This is a genomic window from Synechococcus sp. 63AY4M2 (genome assembly GCF_002760475.1).
In the GTDB taxonomy this organism is placed as follows: Bacteria; Cyanobacteriota; Cyanobacteriia; order Thermostichales; family Thermostichaceae; genus Thermostichus.
In genome coordinates this window covers 254722-267861 of sequence record NZ_AXUX01000001.1, presented here as the reverse complement: position 1 = coordinate 267861, position 13140 = coordinate 254722, and the positions used below count along the sequence as shown (strand labels likewise).

At 60.4% G+C, this 13140-nt stretch carries 15 protein-coding genes, 1 tRNA gene and 1 pseudogene; 7 read left to right on the top strand and 10 right to left on the bottom strand.

The window, feature by feature from the left end; translation table 11 throughout:
* The first annotated feature begins 232 nt into the window (after nt 1-232).
* Together SYN63AY4M2_RS01210 and SYN63AY4M2_RS01205 are read left to right on the top strand one after the other, a co-directional pair.
* Entirely contained in the window at nt 233-1039 is an 807-nt protein-coding gene (locus SYN63AY4M2_RS01210) for an ABC transporter ATP-binding protein (protein WP_099812154.1), read from the top strand.
* Nucleotides 1040-1096: 57 nt separating this feature from the next.
* On the top strand, nt 1097-2095 hold the full coding sequence (locus SYN63AY4M2_RS01205; RefSeq protein WP_228375483.1) for an ABC transporter permease: 999 nt from the start codon (nt 1097-1099) through the stop codon (nt 2093-2095).
* A gap of 114 nt (nt 2096-2209) precedes the next feature.
* Here the strand turns inward: SYN63AY4M2_RS01205 and SYN63AY4M2_RS01200 are convergent.
* The 5 genes from SYN63AY4M2_RS01200 to SYN63AY4M2_RS01180 all read right to left on the bottom strand — a co-directional run bounded on the left by SYN63AY4M2_RS01200 (nt 2210) and on the right by SYN63AY4M2_RS01180 (nt 6426).
* Nucleotides 2210-2282, bottom strand: a tRNA-Phe gene (locus SYN63AY4M2_RS01200).
* A 60-nt stretch (nt 2283-2342) separates the two neighbouring features.
* Entirely contained in the window at nt 2343-2996 is a 654-nt protein-coding gene (locus SYN63AY4M2_RS01195; RefSeq protein ID WP_011430185.1) for a Crp/Fnr family transcriptional regulator, read from the bottom strand.
* A gap of 196 nt (nt 2997-3192) precedes the next feature.
* Nucleotides 3193-4797 carry an AAA family ATPase gene (locus SYN63AY4M2_RS01190; protein ID WP_228375484.1) on the bottom strand — a complete coding sequence of 535 codons (1605 nt, stop codon included), beginning with the start codon at nt 4795-4797 and terminating at the stop codon, nt 3193-3195.
* Nucleotides 4798-4819: 22 nt separating this feature from the next.
* The gene (locus SYN63AY4M2_RS01185) at nt 4820-5389 is read right to left on the bottom strand and encodes a hypothetical protein (protein WP_011430187.1); all 570 of its coding nucleotides are present in this window, start codon (nt 5387-5389) and stop codon (nt 4820-4822) included.
* A 35-nt stretch (nt 5390-5424) separates the two neighbouring features.
* The gene (locus SYN63AY4M2_RS01180; protein WP_011430188.1) at nt 5425-6426 is read right to left on the bottom strand and encodes a zinc-dependent alcohol dehydrogenase family protein; all 1002 of its coding nucleotides are present in this window, start codon (nt 6424-6426) and stop codon (nt 5425-5427) included.
* 303 nt (nt 6427-6729) lie between these two features.
* On the opposite strand from SYN63AY4M2_RS01180, the gene SYN63AY4M2_RS01175 reads away from it, so the two are divergent.
* On the top strand, nt 6730-7407 hold the full coding sequence (locus SYN63AY4M2_RS01175; RefSeq protein WP_011430190.1) for a TIGR03943 family protein: 678 nt from the start codon (nt 6730-6732) through the stop codon (nt 7405-7407).
* A 1-nt stretch (nt 7408) separates the two neighbouring features.
* Here the strand turns inward: SYN63AY4M2_RS01175 and apcB are convergent, their stop codons facing one another.
* Both apcB and truB read right to left on the bottom strand, forming a co-directional pair.
* Nucleotides 7409-7912, bottom strand: coding sequence for an allophycocyanin subunit beta (gene apcB / locus SYN63AY4M2_RS01170; RefSeq protein ID WP_011430191.1), 504 nt, complete (start codon nt 7910-7912; stop codon nt 7409-7411).
* 225 nt (nt 7913-8137) lie between these two features.
* Nucleotides 8138-9037, bottom strand: a complete 900-nt coding sequence (gene truB / locus SYN63AY4M2_RS01165) for a tRNA pseudouridine(55) synthase TruB (protein ID WP_011430192.1) — start codon at nt 9035-9037, stop codon at nt 8138-8140.
* A 104-nt stretch (nt 9038-9141) separates the two neighbouring features.
* Here truB and SYN63AY4M2_RS01160 point away from each other — a divergent pair, with 104 nt between their 5' ends.
* Nucleotides 9142-10143: an EamA family transporter gene (locus SYN63AY4M2_RS01160; RefSeq protein ID WP_049749747.1), complete on the top strand. Its 1002-nt coding sequence runs from the start codon at nt 9142-9144 to the stop codon at nt 10141-10143.
* Nucleotides 10144-10155: 12 nt separating this feature from the next.
* Here the strand turns inward: SYN63AY4M2_RS01160 and trpS are convergent, their stop codons facing one another.
* The gene (trpS, locus tag SYN63AY4M2_RS01155) at nt 10156-11151 is read right to left on the bottom strand and encodes a tryptophan--tRNA ligase (RefSeq protein ID WP_011430194.1); all 996 of its coding nucleotides are present in this window, start codon (nt 11149-11151) and stop codon (nt 10156-10158) included.
* A 92-nt stretch (nt 11152-11243) separates the two neighbouring features.
* Between trpS and SYN63AY4M2_RS01150 the strand changes: the two genes are divergently transcribed.
* The 3 genes from SYN63AY4M2_RS01150 to gatC all read left to right on the top strand — a co-directional run bounded on the left by SYN63AY4M2_RS01150 (nt 11244) and on the right by gatC (nt 12539).
* The gene (locus SYN63AY4M2_RS01150) at nt 11244-11579 is read left to right on the top strand and encodes a chlororespiratory reduction protein 7 (RefSeq protein WP_011430195.1); all 336 of its coding nucleotides are present in this window, start codon (nt 11244-11246) and stop codon (nt 11577-11579) included.
* Between the two features lie 77 nt (nt 11580-11656).
* On the top strand, nt 11657-12178 hold the full coding sequence (locus SYN63AY4M2_RS01145; RefSeq protein ID WP_011430196.1) for a photosystem I assembly protein Ycf3: 522 nt from the start codon (nt 11657-11659) through the stop codon (nt 12176-12178).
* Nucleotides 12179-12245: 67 nt separating this feature from the next.
* Nucleotides 12246-12539 (top strand): Asp-tRNA(Asn)/Glu-tRNA(Gln) amidotransferase subunit GatC, encoded by a 294-nt coding sequence (gene gatC, locus SYN63AY4M2_RS01140; RefSeq protein WP_011430197.1) that lies wholly within the window; start codon nt 12246-12248, stop codon nt 12537-12539.
* 21 nt (nt 12540-12560) lie between these two features.
* Here the strand turns inward: gatC and SYN63AY4M2_RS01135 are convergent.
* A pseudogene (locus SYN63AY4M2_RS01135) lies at nt 12561-12758 on the bottom strand (hypothetical protein); the annotation flags it as partial.
* A 100-nt stretch (nt 12759-12858) separates the two neighbouring features.
* A partial coding sequence (gene tnpA / locus SYN63AY4M2_RS01130; protein ID WP_143597416.1) for an IS200/IS605 family transposase occupies nt 12859-13140 on the bottom strand: 282 nt, incomplete at its 5' end.

Genomic DNA, 13140 nt, shown 5'->3' with positions numbered 1-13140 from the left:
CAGGGGGTGATCGGCACTATCATACCGGCTTGGCGCTCAGATCGGGGTTGAGGGCCAGGGTTGGCAACTGGCAAGTTTTGCCCGAGAAACTCTCTGGAAACCAGGTCGGGGGGTGTAGCTGTGCCTACCGCAGCAGAGGCGACAGATAGTGTTGTTTTAATGGTAATGTGCGCCCTTCTCTTTCTGGATTGGGAAGGGATCCCTTTGCCCTCTGCTCTAGGAACCGCGAGCCATGCCCGCCCCTGTCATTACCCTTAACCATGTCAGCAAGGTCTATGCCAATGGCACGGTGGCTTTGCAAGACATGAACATGGCCATCCAGGAGGGGCAGTTCGTCAGCTTGGTGGGGCCCTCTGGCTGTGGGAAAAGCACGGTGCTGCGGCTGATCGCAGGGTTAGGTGACCTAACCACTGGCTCTATCGAGTGGGGGCAAAACACCTCCCAAGGGAAGCCCAAATTGGCCTTTGTGTTTCAGGAGCCAGCCCTCATGCCCTGGGCAACGGTGATGGACAATGTGCGCCTGCCCCTGAAGTTGGCCGGTGAGCCTCGGCCAAAAGCCGATCGAGAGGTTTTGGAAGCCCTCCACCTGGTGGGCTTGCGGGGGTTTGAGCGCCATTTTCCCCGCGAGCTGTCCGGCGGTATGCGCATGCGGGCTTCCATTGCCCGCGCCTTGGTAACCAAGCCGCAGGTGTTGCTGATGGACGAGCCTTTTGGTGCTTTGGATGAGATCACCCGCAGCAAGCTGAACGGCGAACTGCTGGAGTTGTGGCAGGAGAAGCGCTGGACGGTGATTTTTGTTACCCACAACATTTACGAGGCCGTCTATCTGTCCAACCGCGTGGTGGTGATGGCAGCCCGCCCAGGGCGGGTGGTGGCGGATATCCCCATTGAGGCGCCCTACCCCCGCTCGGAAGAGTTTCGCACCTCGCCCCTTTACAACGACTATTGCCGGGAGGTCGCGACCCGTTTGCGGGAGGCCATGCACGACACGGAGCGGGATCCCTGCCTGCACCCCCTCTCCGCCGGACGGCTGGGCTGACGGGATCCCCCTTTGGCAGCATTCCCGGTGTTAGAGCCCCTTGATTCCCCCTACCCTATGCTGAGTCCTTTCAGTTTCCTTCTCGATTGGCTGTCTCGCTGGCTGGGATCCCTGCTTGGCGCGCCAGAGCGCCCCTTTGGGCTCTGGCTGGATGGGGAGCTGCCTCGGCTGAGCAGCGCGGTGGAAGAACAACTCAGGCCCCAACCTACCGATGCGGCTAAGGTACCTGGCTCTGCGCCGCCGACCTCTGGGCAAGGGTTGGATCTGCGCAAGTGGTTCAACCTGGACGTGATTGCCCCTGGGATCGTCGGGATCCTTTTTCTGGTGGGCTGGGAAGTGGCCGTGCGGCTGACGGGGGTGCCTCCCTATCTATTGCCGGGGCCGATTTTGGTGGCGCAAACCCTGGTGCGGGAGTGGGGATCCCTTTTCCCTTCCCTTTTGATCACCCTACAAATTACGGTGGTGGCGTTCCTTTTGGCCACAGTCTCGGGGCTTTTGCTGGCGATTTTGTTTGCCCAGAGCAAATGGATTGAGCGCAGCCTCTTTCCCTATGCGGTGATTTTGCAAACAACACCCATCGTTTCCATCGCGCCGTTGATCATCATCTGGCTGCGCAACAACACCTTTGCTGCGATGGTGGTTTGCGCTTGGATTGTCGCCTTTTTCCCCATTATCTCCAACACCACCCTGGGATTAAACAGTGTCGATCACAACCTGCTCAACCTGTTTCAACTGTACAAGGCCAATCGCTGGCAAACCTTGATCTACTTGCGTCTGCCCAGTGCCCTGCCCTACTTCCTGGGAGGTCTGCGCATTAGCGGCGGCCTTTCTTTGATCGGGGCCGTGGTGGCGGAGTTTGTCGCCGGCACCGGTGGGCAACGGGCCGGGATCGCCTACCAAATCTTGATCTCCAGCTTTAATTTGCAGGTGCCTCGCATGTTTGCCGCCTTGGTGCTGGTTACCGGCCTAGGGATCCTGATCTTTGTGGCCTTGAGCGCTTTGTCGGACAAGATACTGGGCAGGTGGCACGAGAGCGCTGTGCGCCGCGAGAACTAATTTTTGCCATAGAGCCGGCAGAAGCGGTTTCGCAAAAGGCAAGAACTGGGAATTCCCGGCAACAAAAAGGCTCAGGTTGCAGCCCTGAGCCCATCTTGACCTGTTATTGGCAGATGCCAGGAACCAGACTCGAACTGGTGACACGAGGATTTTCAGTCCTCTGCTCTACCAACTGAGCTATCCCGGCTCTGGGACTATCATTTTAGAATGCCAAGAGGGCTTTTGGCAACAGGTGGCAACCCTCGCTTTAGCCAATTAGCTTTTCCAGGGCATCCATCTGGGGGATGCAGAGGATGTCCCGCTGCCGATCCCGGCGGATCAGCTCCTCCTGCTCCAGCTTAGACAAGACACGGGTAACCGTTTCCCGGGCCAGGCCACTCAAGCTGCTCAGCTCCCGGTGGGGCAAATTGGGAATTTCTACCCCCTTGCAACCGACCCGCCCGCGGGACTCCGCCAAGAAGAGCAGGATATCGGCGACGCGAGCGACGCTGCTGGCCTCCCGCAATTGCAGGCGACGGTTGATCTGCCGTAAACGTCGCGACAAGAGCTGGGCAAGGCGGATGGCAACCTGCGCATCGGCAGCCAAAAGGGCCAGAAAGTTCTGGGCCGACAGAGAGCAGACCTTGGTGGCTGTCAGGGCAATCACATCGCTGGAACGGGGCGCCTCGTCCAAGGCGGCCATTTCCCCGAAGATCTCCCCTGGGCCAAGAATGGTGAGGGTAACCTCCCGGCCCTCCAGATCGTGAGTGCGAATCTTGACCCAACCCTCCAGGATGAAATAGACGGCGTTGCCCCAGTCGTTCTGTAGCAGGATGGCCTGGTTAACAGGGTGGGAGCGCAGCAACATCTGGCGGGCCAGCGGCTCGAGCACCTCAGGGGAAAAGCCTTCAAACAGAAACATCAGGCGTAAATCTTCAGCCGTTACCTCGCTCACTGGGGTCTCCTCCTGCACCGCCTCGATTCTTGCCCAACTCTCTTCCCAGAGAAAAACTCTTCACCTGACCGCCGCCTGAGATCAGCAGGGGCTGCGGTCAGCCTCTAACCCGGAAACGGCAGCATGCGCTTTGCCGGTAACCTTGGTCAGTTGGAGTCGAGACCTAGATCTGCTGCAGTTGCGCTTGCCAATCTTGGCTGGTATCCAAAACCTGCAGCAAGCGCCGCTCCCCCTCGGAAAAATCCTGCCACTGCGCCTGCTGCTGGGCAAGGAGATCGGCGGTGGCATCGGCAATGTCGGCGAGGTTCAGCGGCTCACCCAGGCTCGAAGCAGGGAGCGTTCGCCGTTGCAGCCGCTCGCGGAGGACAGGTTCAGGGGCGTGGCAGTAGAGGATGCACAACGGGATCCGGCACCGTTGGGCTTGTTCAATTGCCATGCCCCGCAGCGCTTGCCGGTCAAACTTGGCGTCCAGAATCACGCTGTAACCTTCCCGGGCCAACTCCACTCCCAATTGCACCAGGCGGCGATAAGTCCTGTCGGTCATCTCGGGCGTATACACCTCTGGCCCCCCTCGCTGCCGCAGAGGGATCCCAGCCAAATGCTTGCGCACGGCGTCGGAGCGGATGTGGATGGCCCCTCGCTGTCGGGCCAGGTGGCGGGCCACCGTGCTTTTGCCCGCTCCCGACAGGCCGGCCATCAGAAACAACTGCCCCTGTTTGGGCAGCGTGTATTCCCAGGCCAGTCGGTAGTAGCGGGCGGCAGTGTGGAAGGCATTGGCTTTGGCAGCTTCCGAGGCGGCAGGATCGTCTAGCAAAAAAGAGGTGACCTTGGCCCGCACGTAGGCCTGGCGATTGAGGTAAATGGGCAAGATCTTGAGTCCTTCCCAATCGCCTGTCTCTTCCAGATAGCTGTTCAAATAGGCGTTGCCCAGATCGGGGCGATGGCGGGCATCCAGATCCATCACTGCATAGGATACGTCGTACATCGTATCCACAAAGCGGAAGGCCTCGTTGAACTCAATGCAATCAAACAGCAAGATCTGGCCTTCCCACCAACAGAGGTTGCCAAGATGCAGATCCCCGTGGCCTTCGCGGATGCGGTCTTGCTCAATTCTCTGGTAAAACAGCTCCTGTCGCTCGGCAAAAAAGCGATCCGTGTAGGCTTGGGTCTCCCGATATTGATCTGCCGTCTGAGGGCCGCCAATGTAGCGCTGGGTTTGGGCGTAATTCTCGTCGAAAGCCTGCCGCACCTGCTCTGGCCGGCCAAAGCTGCGGATGTAGTCGTTGGTCTCCGCCTGGGCGTGAAAGGCCGCCACCACCCGTCCTAGCTCCTCCATTAAGAGTGGCGTCAGCTCCCCCCGCTCGAGGAGGTTGCTAAAGAGTTGCTCTTGAGGAAACTGCCGCATTTTGAGGGTGTACTCCACGGGCTCGCCACTGCCGTCAAGCTGAAACCGGCCCTCGGCTTGCACAATGGGCAACACCTGTAGATAAAGCCCTGGCGCTCCGCGCTGGTTCAGGCGCAGCTCTTCTTGACAAAAGTAGCGTCGCCGCTCCAGGGTGGTGAAATTCAAAAAGCCAAAATCCAGAGGCTTCTTCACCTTATAGGCGTAGTTCCCTGTCAAGAAAATGTAGGAAATGTGGGTTTGGACGAGCTGAATCGGCTCCCGCACCGGATGGGGGTAAAACCCCGGATCCAACATCGCTTGGATTAGCGGCGGCAGGTGGGCATCGGCCATAAAGATGGAGACGGAAAAGTCAGGGATCCCCATTTTCCTCCAAATTGCCCTCAGCTTAGTCTCCCAAGGGCAGGGCGGCCGCTTGCGGTGAAAGACGGATAATGCTGATCCCCTGTTTAACCAAAGTATCTTGAGCGGCAGCAGAGAGGGCGTAGGGCCAGACCAGATACTTAGTGTTGATGTAGTCTCGCCCCCGCTTGGCCAGGCTCACCTGTTCAGAGAGCATGCGCACCTCCGGCCCGCGGGTGATGATGGCCTCGGCGCGGCGGATGCGCTGCATCAGTTGGCTGAACAGCTCTTGGGGCTGCTGCACGAAGACCACAATGGCCAAGTCACAGGGGTTGTAGTAGTTGCCACTGCCGCAGAGGAGCAGGGCCTCGCTGGCGAGAACAAGGGTCTCCTGGTCTCCCAGAGCCACCACCGGGTAGAGAAAGGTGCGCACGTCCTCCGGCTGCCAGTGATTGAAGGAGTAGCTGTCCACCTCTCCCCGCACCCAAGAGGAGATGGCCGGAAAAACCGCCTCGCTCAGCAGCCGATAGGCCGTCTGCGGTCGCCCTAGCCAGCAGAGGGCATTCTCGTAGAAGCTCTCGTTCTCCAACAGGTGAGGGGTGAGGGGAGCGGCCATAGACTCGGATCTGGGCAGGGCCTCCTCCAGCATGCCTAGTCGGAGATGGTTAAGGCAATTTTGCCCAAAACGGATCCCTGTTCCAGCAGCCGGTGAGCGGCAGCCGCTTCGGCCAGGGGAAAGGTGTGGCTGAGCCGGATGCGCAGTTGGCCCTGGTCGATGAGGCGGGCGCACTGCCGGAGGATCTCCGCCTGGTTTTGCCGAGCAACGATGAGGTTCTTCAGCATAGGGGTGAGCATCAGCTCAAAGCTCACTCGCAAGTTGCGGTCGCGGGCCACCCGCCAATCGGTCTCTGGAGCTGGCGCCAGCAGGGTCACGAGATCGCCGTACACGCGCACGGCAGGGAAGGTCTGCTCCAGCACTGGGCCGCCAAGGGTATCGAGAGCAAGATCCACTCCCTCCTCCTCCGTCCAATCCAGAACGGCCCGCACAAAGTCGGTCTGGCGATAGAAGATGGGCAAGCTGGCCCCCAGCAAACGGACAAACTCGGCCTTTTCCGGCGTGCTCACGGTGGTAGCCACTTGGCATCCCCGCAGACGGGCCAGTTGGACGGCCACATGGCCAACACCCCCTGCCCCGGCGTGGATGAGCACCTTTTGGCCGGCCTGCAGCCGTCCCCGGTCGTAGAGGGCTTCCCAGGCGGTGATCAGCACCAGGGGAGCGGCGGCAGCCTCGGCAAAGCTGAGGGTTCTGGGCTTGGGAGCGACGAAGCGCTCATCGACCACGATTAGCTCGGCGTAGTTCCCCGCCTCTCTGCCCAGGCCGCCGTGGCAGAAGTAAACTTCGTCCCCAACCCGAAACTGCCTGACCCCAGATCCCACGGCTTCTACAACGCCGGCGCCATCGCATCCCAAAATGGCCGGCATCTCCTCGGGGTAGAAGGTGCCTCGCCGCCGCAGCTTGGTGTCGATGGGGTTGACGCCGGCGGCCTTGAGGCGGACACGCAGCTCCCGCTCGCCGCGAATCTGCGGGTCGGGCACCTCCTGCAGTTGCAAAACCTCCGGCCCACCCGGCACGCTCATGAGGATGGCTTTCATCTTCTCAAGTGTTCAGGCTCGGTTTGCTCGACTTGCTGCCCCGCGATTGCCGCCGCGCTCCTGAGGATACACCGGCAAGGGGGTCTCTGAACAATGGTTAGTAGCATAAGCCAAGAGAACCGCTCCAGGGATCCCTTGCCCTAAACTAAGCTTCGGAGTTGTGGAGGCAAGCGGTAGCCCATGCCCGCAGGTGGTTCTGGCTCTCTCGGCGGCAAGGCACGGTCAAAAGCAACTAGAGCTGGCCTGGGATCGCGCTCCTGGCTCGGCTGGGGTAACCCAGCCTATTGGGATGCTGCTGGGCTGATGCTCCTGGGGAGCCTGCTCATCGTCTACCGCTGGCGGGGCACCCTGCTGCTGTTGATTAACCCCGCCTATGTAAACGTGGCTCTGCTGGCCGGCCTGTGCCTGCTGGGCCTGGGGATTGGCCGGTGGCGGGGGGCCAAAGTCGCGCCCTCGGAAAGCCATGTCTCCCTGTTGGGGTCGCGCCTGGGGGCGGCGCTCTTGATCCTGACGGCGCTGCTGGGGTTTTGGGTCGAGCCCCGTCCCCTCTCCAGCCAGACGGCCCTCAACCGGGGGGTATCTCCCTATTTGGGTGCCTCTCGCAGCCAGCCGCAGGCTTTTCGTCCCAAGATTGATCCACGCCAGCGCACCCTGCTGGACTGGGTGCGCACCCTGGATGTCTACCCGGATCCCTATACCTATGAAGGCCAGCCGGTGCAGGTGCAGGGGTTCGTCGTTCCTGACGAGCAACCTGACCACTTTGTCATCGCTCGCTTTTTGGTGAGTTGCTGCGCTGCCGATGCCTACCCGGTCGGCTTGCCGGTGCGCTGGCCCCGCTCGGAGGAACTGGCTCCGGACAGTTGGCTGCGTCTGGAAGGGCGGATGGCCGTGGAGCAACGGGATGGCCAGCCTCAGTTGGTGATCCTGGCCGATCAGGTGGAGCCAATACCGGTGCCGGCCAATCCCTACGCCGACGAGTAGGTTAGATGTCGGTTTCGCTGAGTTTAGCGCTCATGTAATCGAAGGGCTCGGCCACAAAGCTGTAATCCTCGTCGGAGCCGAGCAGCTCCAGGGTGCGCTGCTTCATGTTCTGGATCCCGATCACTGTCGGGGCAATCGGCACCCCCAGGGAGTTGTAGGTTTCCCGCAGACCAGCCAGGACGCGCTCGTCCAAGATGCTGGTATCAGCGGCCACCAGGGCGTAGGAAGCGTAGCGCAGGAAGTAGTCCATATCCCGCAAACAGGTGGCGTAGCGGCGGGTGGTATAGGCGTTGCCGCCCGGACGGATTAGATCCGGCACCTGGGCAAACATGGCCGCAGCAGCCGTCTTGACAATGTCCACCGAGTTGAGGTTAATCACCTGCACGGCCTGGATGCGCCGCAGACCCGAATCGTAAAAGGCCTTGAGCGCGTCCATGGCATTCCGATCCAAGTAGCGGCCGGCCAGGTCATAGGTTTTGATCAGTGTGGTTACGGCATCCCGCATATCCCCAACTCCCTTCCTGTAACTCTATGTAAAAGTAGCTTGAGATGAGAATTTTGCCGGCAACGTCCAAAGGCCAACCTTGGAAAATCGAGCCAGAGCCCAACACCGGCAGCGCTCCGAGCTCCCCGCTTGCCCCCAGAAGTTTAGCATGCGGGGGGTTCTTTCCCGCCTTCTCCTCAGCCAATGGCAGATGTTGTTACGAAAATGTAACTTTTCTGCAACGCTCTAGGGATCCGGCAGCAACACCCGCAGCGGCTTGAGCTGACCTGCTTGGCTGTGCCCCAAGCCCAAAAATTCTCCCTCTCCGCTCATGACCCGCAGGGTCTCGGCAGTGGCCTGAGCCGGATCCAGAGGAATGGCCTGACCTTGTCGCCAGCGCTGCGCCTCAGCCGGAGATAAGAATACTGAGTTCCAACTGCGAAATCCCCACTCAATCGGCAACAGGGCAGCAGCGGGATCGGCGGATCCCTGCCACTGCTCCAGGGGCAGGCTCTCTTCGCTGCGAAAAGGGCCACTTTGCAGCCGTCGCAGGCGGCTCATCAAGCCTCCGCAGCCCAATTTCTCCCCCACGTCGCGGGCGAGGGCGCGGATGTAGGTGCCGGGGCCACAGGCGATCTCCAGATCCACTTCCGGGAACTCGCCAGAGCGCCAGCCCAAGATCTGCAGGTGTCGAATCACTACTCTCCGCGGCTCCAGCCCCAGTTCTGCCGCCTCTGCCCCGGCCCGGGCCAGCTCGTAGAGCTTTTTCCCCTGCCGCTTGATGGCGCTGTAAAGAGGCGGCACCTGCCAGATCTCGCCGACAAACTCCCGCAGACATTCCTCCACCTGCTCGCGGCTCAGCTCCGGACAAGGGGATCCCACCTGGATCTGCCCCTCGGCATCGTCGGTGTCGCTGCGCTGCCCAAAGCGAAAGGTGGCCCGATAGACCTTGTCCCCCGACAAAAACGCCAAAAAGCGCGTCGCCCGCCCCACGGCAATGGGCAGAACTCCCGTTGCCGCCGGATCCAAAGTGCCGCCATGCCCCACCTGGCGGGTGCGCAAGACCCGCCGCACCACCGCCACACAGTCGTGGGAGGTGAGCCCGGCCGGCTTATCCAGGTTGAGAAAGCCCTCCAGGGATCCCATGCTGCCCATCACCCATCAGTCATTGATCAGTAATTAAGATTTGTAACCGAACTGCCGCAGCGCTTAACATAGGGTTGATTTCTGTCTGCGAGTTGGAAGCACCTATGGCGCAATCTGGCCTGTTTCCTCAGCCTATCTGGCAACGCCTGTTGATGATCGCCCCTTTTTTCCTGTGGGGCTCGGCGATGGTGGCCATGCGAGATGCCCTCTCCGAGACCACTCCTCTCTTCATGGCCATTCTGCGGCTGTTGCCAGCCGGGATCCTGGTTTTAGCCTTTCGGCTTTGGCAAGGGCGGGCCTCTGCGGCCTCTCAGCCCTGGCATCCCCAGGGGCTGCGGGGGTGGCTGTGGGTCTTGGCCTTTGCCCTGGTGGACGGCACCTGTTTTCAGGGATTTTTGGCGCAAGGGTTGAGAGAGACCGGCGCCGGGCTGGGATCCGTGCTGATCGACTCGCAGCCGCTGGCGGTGGCCCTGATGGCCACCTGGTTTTACCGGGAGCGGATGGGATCCCTGGGCTGGCTGAGTCTGGGGCTGGGCGTGGTCGGTATCAGCCTTATCGGCCTCGGCGGGGAAGGATCCCTGCAGGTGGGGGCCGGCGTGGTCTGGATGTTGCTGGCTTCCCTGTCGATGGCCATTGGCACCGTGATGATGCCGAAGGTGGCGGAGGTGGCGGATCCGGTGTTGGCGACAGGCTGGCACATGGTATTGGGCAGCCTGCCCTTGATCCTGCTCTCGGCGCTAACAGAAAGCGAGCAATGGCAGCACCTGAGCGGCGCCCACTGGCTGGGCCTGCTCTACGCTTCGGTGATGGGGAGCGCCGTGGCCTACGCCCTCTTCTTCTACTTCGCCTCTCAGGAAAATCTCACCGAATTCAGCTCCCTCACGTTTCTCACCCCCATCTTTGCCCTCCTCTTCGGCAGTACCTTCCTGGGCGAGACCCTGACGCCGGTGCAATGGGTGGGAGTGGGCATTACCCTGGTCTGCGTGTATGTCATCAACCACCGGCAGGAGTGGCAGGAGCGCCTGCGCCTGGCCTGGCCAGGGATCCTCTCGGAGCTGGGCCTGGAGTTCAGCACCGTCGAGATCCGCGATGGCCGACCCGACTAAGGGAGCCTTCTCCTAGGGGGGCAGAAACCCCATGGCATCCCGCGCTTTTTGGAGGGTTTGCTCGGCCACGGCACGGGCCTTGGCGGCATTTTCCCGCATCAGCCCGTGGAGGTAGTCGGGGTCACTCGAGAGCTCCCGGTAGCGCTTTTGAATGGGCTCCAGGGTGGCGATAATGCTGTCGGCGAGGAGGGGCTTGAACTGTCCCCATCCCATCTCGGCGCACTCAGCCGCCACCTCCTCCTTGCTTTTGCCGGAGGTGAGCATGTAGATCGTCAGCAAATTGTGGGCCTCCGGGCGTGCCGGGTCGTCGAAGGCAATGCCCCGAATCGAGTCGGTCTTGCATTTTTGGATCTTCTTGCGGATCGTGTCGGGGTCGTCTAGCAAGTGAATGCGGCTGAAATCCGAGGGATCCGACTTAGACATTTTGCGGGTGCCATCGGTCAAGCTCATGATCCGCGCCCCCTGCGGGCGAATCAGCGCCTCTGGGATCACAAACACCTCCCCAAAGCGGTCGTTAAAGCGGCGGGCAATGTCCCGACACAGCTCGATGTGCTGCCGCTGATCCTCCCCTACCGGCACATACTTGGGCTGGTAGAGGAGAATATCCGCTGCCTGCAAAATCGGGTAGCTGAACAGGCCAACACTCGTTTCCTCTCCCTGCTTCTCTTTTTTTTCCTTGTACTGGATCATGCGCTCCGCCCAGTTCATAGGGGTGATGGTGGTGAACAGCCAGGCCAGCTCCGTGTGGGCGGGCACGTGGGACTGCACAAACAGCACACAGTGCTCCAGGCTGAGGCCACAGGCCAGGTAGAGAGCAAACAAAGAACGGGTGCGCTCCCTCAGCAGCTTGGGATCCTGGGGCACAGTAATGGCATGTTGATCCACAATGCAGAAGAAGTTCTCGTAGCGCTCCTGCTCGGCCACCCAGTTTTTAATGGCCCCCAAGTAATTGCCCAGGTGCAACTCGCCGGAGGGCTGGATTCCAGAAAGCGTGCGCGGCTTGGCCATAGGAAAAGCGATCTCAAACGCCAACAAGAGGGAGGACGAGAACCAAGAAAGTCTTTGTTCAGGATATCAAGAGAGCCGCAACCCGTTGGTTTATGAGGGAAGAAAGACAGCAACCCGAAACCATGGCAGACCCGGAGCCAGAACTGCTGCGTGCTGCCAACCACTACGTGCTGCTGATCCCGGGCCTGCCAGAGCAATTTCTCACCCCCGAGGAATTGCAGGAGTTCCTTGTGCGGCTGTTGCAGGAGCACCCCCATCTGGTGGATGCAGATCTGGCCCGCTATCCCACCCCTCAAGCCCAGGCGCAACGGCTCATCGACACGGCCTGTGAGGTGGAGGTCTCCCCTGGCGAAACCGTGCAGTGGCATCCTGTACGCCTGCGCAAGCGCTCCTCAGCTTCTTCTCGCCCCGGCCAGCATCCGGCTTGAGGCCACGCACGGGATCCCATAGGCATGCTACAACCCAAAGAAGAGATACCCTGTCCTGCGCTCTAAGGGGGTCAATCATGCCGCGCAGCATGAAGAACGACAACTTCATCGACAAAACCTTCACCGTCATGGCTGACCTGATCCTGAAGCTGATGCCGGGGGTGAGTCCTGAGCAGAAGAAGGCCTTTGCCTACTACCGGGACGGCATGGCGGCCCAGAGCGAGGGAGAATATGCCGAGGCTCTAGAAAACTACCGAGAAGCCCTGGCCCTGGAGCAAGACGACGAAGACCGCAGCTACATCCTCTACAACATGGGCCTGATCTACCAGAGCAATGGCGAACTGGACAAAGCCCTGGAGTACTACCACCAGGCCCTGGAGCTGAACCCCCGCCTCTGTTCTGCCCTAAACAACATTGCCGTCTTGCTGCACCACAAGGGCGAGCAGAGCCTGCAGGCCGGGGATGAGGAGACGGCAGAGGCCCTGTTCGATGAGGCGGCTCAATACTGGATCCGCGCCATTCGCATTGCCCCCAACAACTACATCGAGGCGCAAAACTGGCTCAAGACCACGGGACGCGCCAACCTGGAGCTGTATTGAGTCTTCCCCCAAGTACCCCAGTTCAGCTAGATTGACCAGAAGTCAAACCTGCTGGCGGAAAGGAAGGATGCTGACACGAGAAGAGGTGCAACATGTTGCCCACCTGGCGCGGCTGGAGCTTACGGAAGAAGAGGAAATCCAGTTTACCGAGCAACTGGCCGATATCTTGGCCTACGTGGAGCAACTGAAAGAACTGGATACGGAAGGGGTAGAGCCCACCTTTCATGTGCTGGATGCGGAGCTGCCCACTCGCCCCGACCAAGTGGAGCCCTACCCCAATATCGAAGGGATCCTGGCCAACGCCCCTGACCGGGCAGACATGTTCTTCAAGGTGCCCCGCATCCTAGAAGGGGAAGATTAGCCCAACTGGCAAGCCCTGCAGCTATGAGCTACAGCAGCTTTTGCTCTTTGGGGGGGGAGGAGGCACATCCAGGGCCGGGTTGCACTCGAAGAAGCCCAACGGCTTGAGCAGAAAGCCGATGTAGCTAACCGGCATCACCGGCCAGTCTTCGGTGCGGGGGAAATGGTTGCAGCCAAAGCTGTACCAGAGCACCAGGCGGGTATTCTCAAGCGAGCGGTTGGCTTGCGTCCATCAGAACCTCTGGGGTACTCCCGCCACAGCGCAGCTTGGCGGGCTGGAGGATAGGCGGTGAGACGAAGGGGTTCAATGCCCCTGAGTCTCACAATCTGGGCGTTGCCTGCTGCTCGACATACTTCTTCAACTCCTCAACGGTGACCCCACCACAAGAGGCAACAAAATAGGCCCCTGTCCAAAATACAGGCTTGCTGTAGAACCGTGCCACCTCTGTGGCGAACTCTTTGCGAATCAACCGGCTGGAGACTGTTTTCAGGTTGTTCACCAGCTTCGAGACCTGAACATCCGGCGGAAAACTCACCAACAGATGCACATGATCCGCCTCACCGTTGAACTCCACCAAGGAACAGCGCCACTTTTGGCAGGT

Bases quoted from the DNA above. Each gene is read 5' to 3' on its own strand.
- SYN63AY4M2_RS01210 (WP_099812154.1), top strand. From the start codon at position 233: ATGCCCGCCCCTGTCATTACCCTTAACCATGTCAGCAAGGTCTATGCC.
- SYN63AY4M2_RS01175 (WP_011430190.1), top strand. From the start codon at position 6,730: ATGCTCCTGGGGAGCCTGCTCATCGTCTACCGCTGGCGGGGCACCCTG.
- SYN63AY4M2_RS01190 (WP_228375484.1), bottom strand. From the start codon at position 4,797: ATGGGGATCCCTGACTTTTCCGTCTCCATCTTTATGGCCGATGCCCAC.
- SYN63AY4M2_RS01180 (WP_011430188.1), bottom strand. From the start codon at position 6,426: ATGAAAGCCATCCTCATGAGCGTGCCGGGTGGGCCGGAGGTTTTGCAA.
- SYN63AY4M2_RS01205 (WP_228375483.1), top strand. From the start codon at position 1,097: ATGCTGAGTCCTTTCAGTTTCCTTCTCGATTGGCTGTCTCGCTGGCTG.
- trpS (WP_011430194.1), bottom strand. From the start codon at position 11,151: ATGGCCAAGCCGCGCACGCTTTCTGGAATCCAGCCCTCCGGCGAGTTG.
- SYN63AY4M2_RS01150 (WP_011430195.1), top strand. From the start codon at position 11,244: ATGAGGGAAGAAAGACAGCAACCCGAAACCATGGCAGACCCGGAGCCA.
- SYN63AY4M2_RS01185 (WP_011430187.1), bottom strand. From the start codon at position 5,389: ATGGCCGCTCCCCTCACCCCTCACCTGTTGGAGAACGAGAGCTTCTAC.
- SYN63AY4M2_RS01160 (WP_049749747.1), top strand. From the start codon at position 9,142: ATGGCGCAATCTGGCCTGTTTCCTCAGCCTATCTGGCAACGCCTGTTG.
- gatC (WP_011430197.1), top strand. From the start codon at position 12,246: ATGCTGACACGAGAAGAGGTGCAACATGTTGCCCACCTGGCGCGGCTG.
- SYN63AY4M2_RS01145 (WP_011430196.1), top strand. From the start codon at position 11,657: ATGCCGCGCAGCATGAAGAACGACAACTTCATCGACAAAACCTTCACC.
- apcB (WP_011430191.1), bottom strand. From the start codon at position 7,912: ATGCGGGATGCCGTAACCACACTGATCAAAACCTATGACCTGGCCGGC.
- SYN63AY4M2_RS01195 (WP_011430185.1), bottom strand. From the start codon at position 2,996: ATGTTTCTGTTTGAAGGCTTTTCCCCTGAGGTGCTCGAGCCGCTGGCC.
- truB (WP_011430192.1), bottom strand. From the start codon at position 9,037: ATGGGATCCCTGGAGGGCTTTCTCAACCTGGATAAGCCGGCCGGGCTC.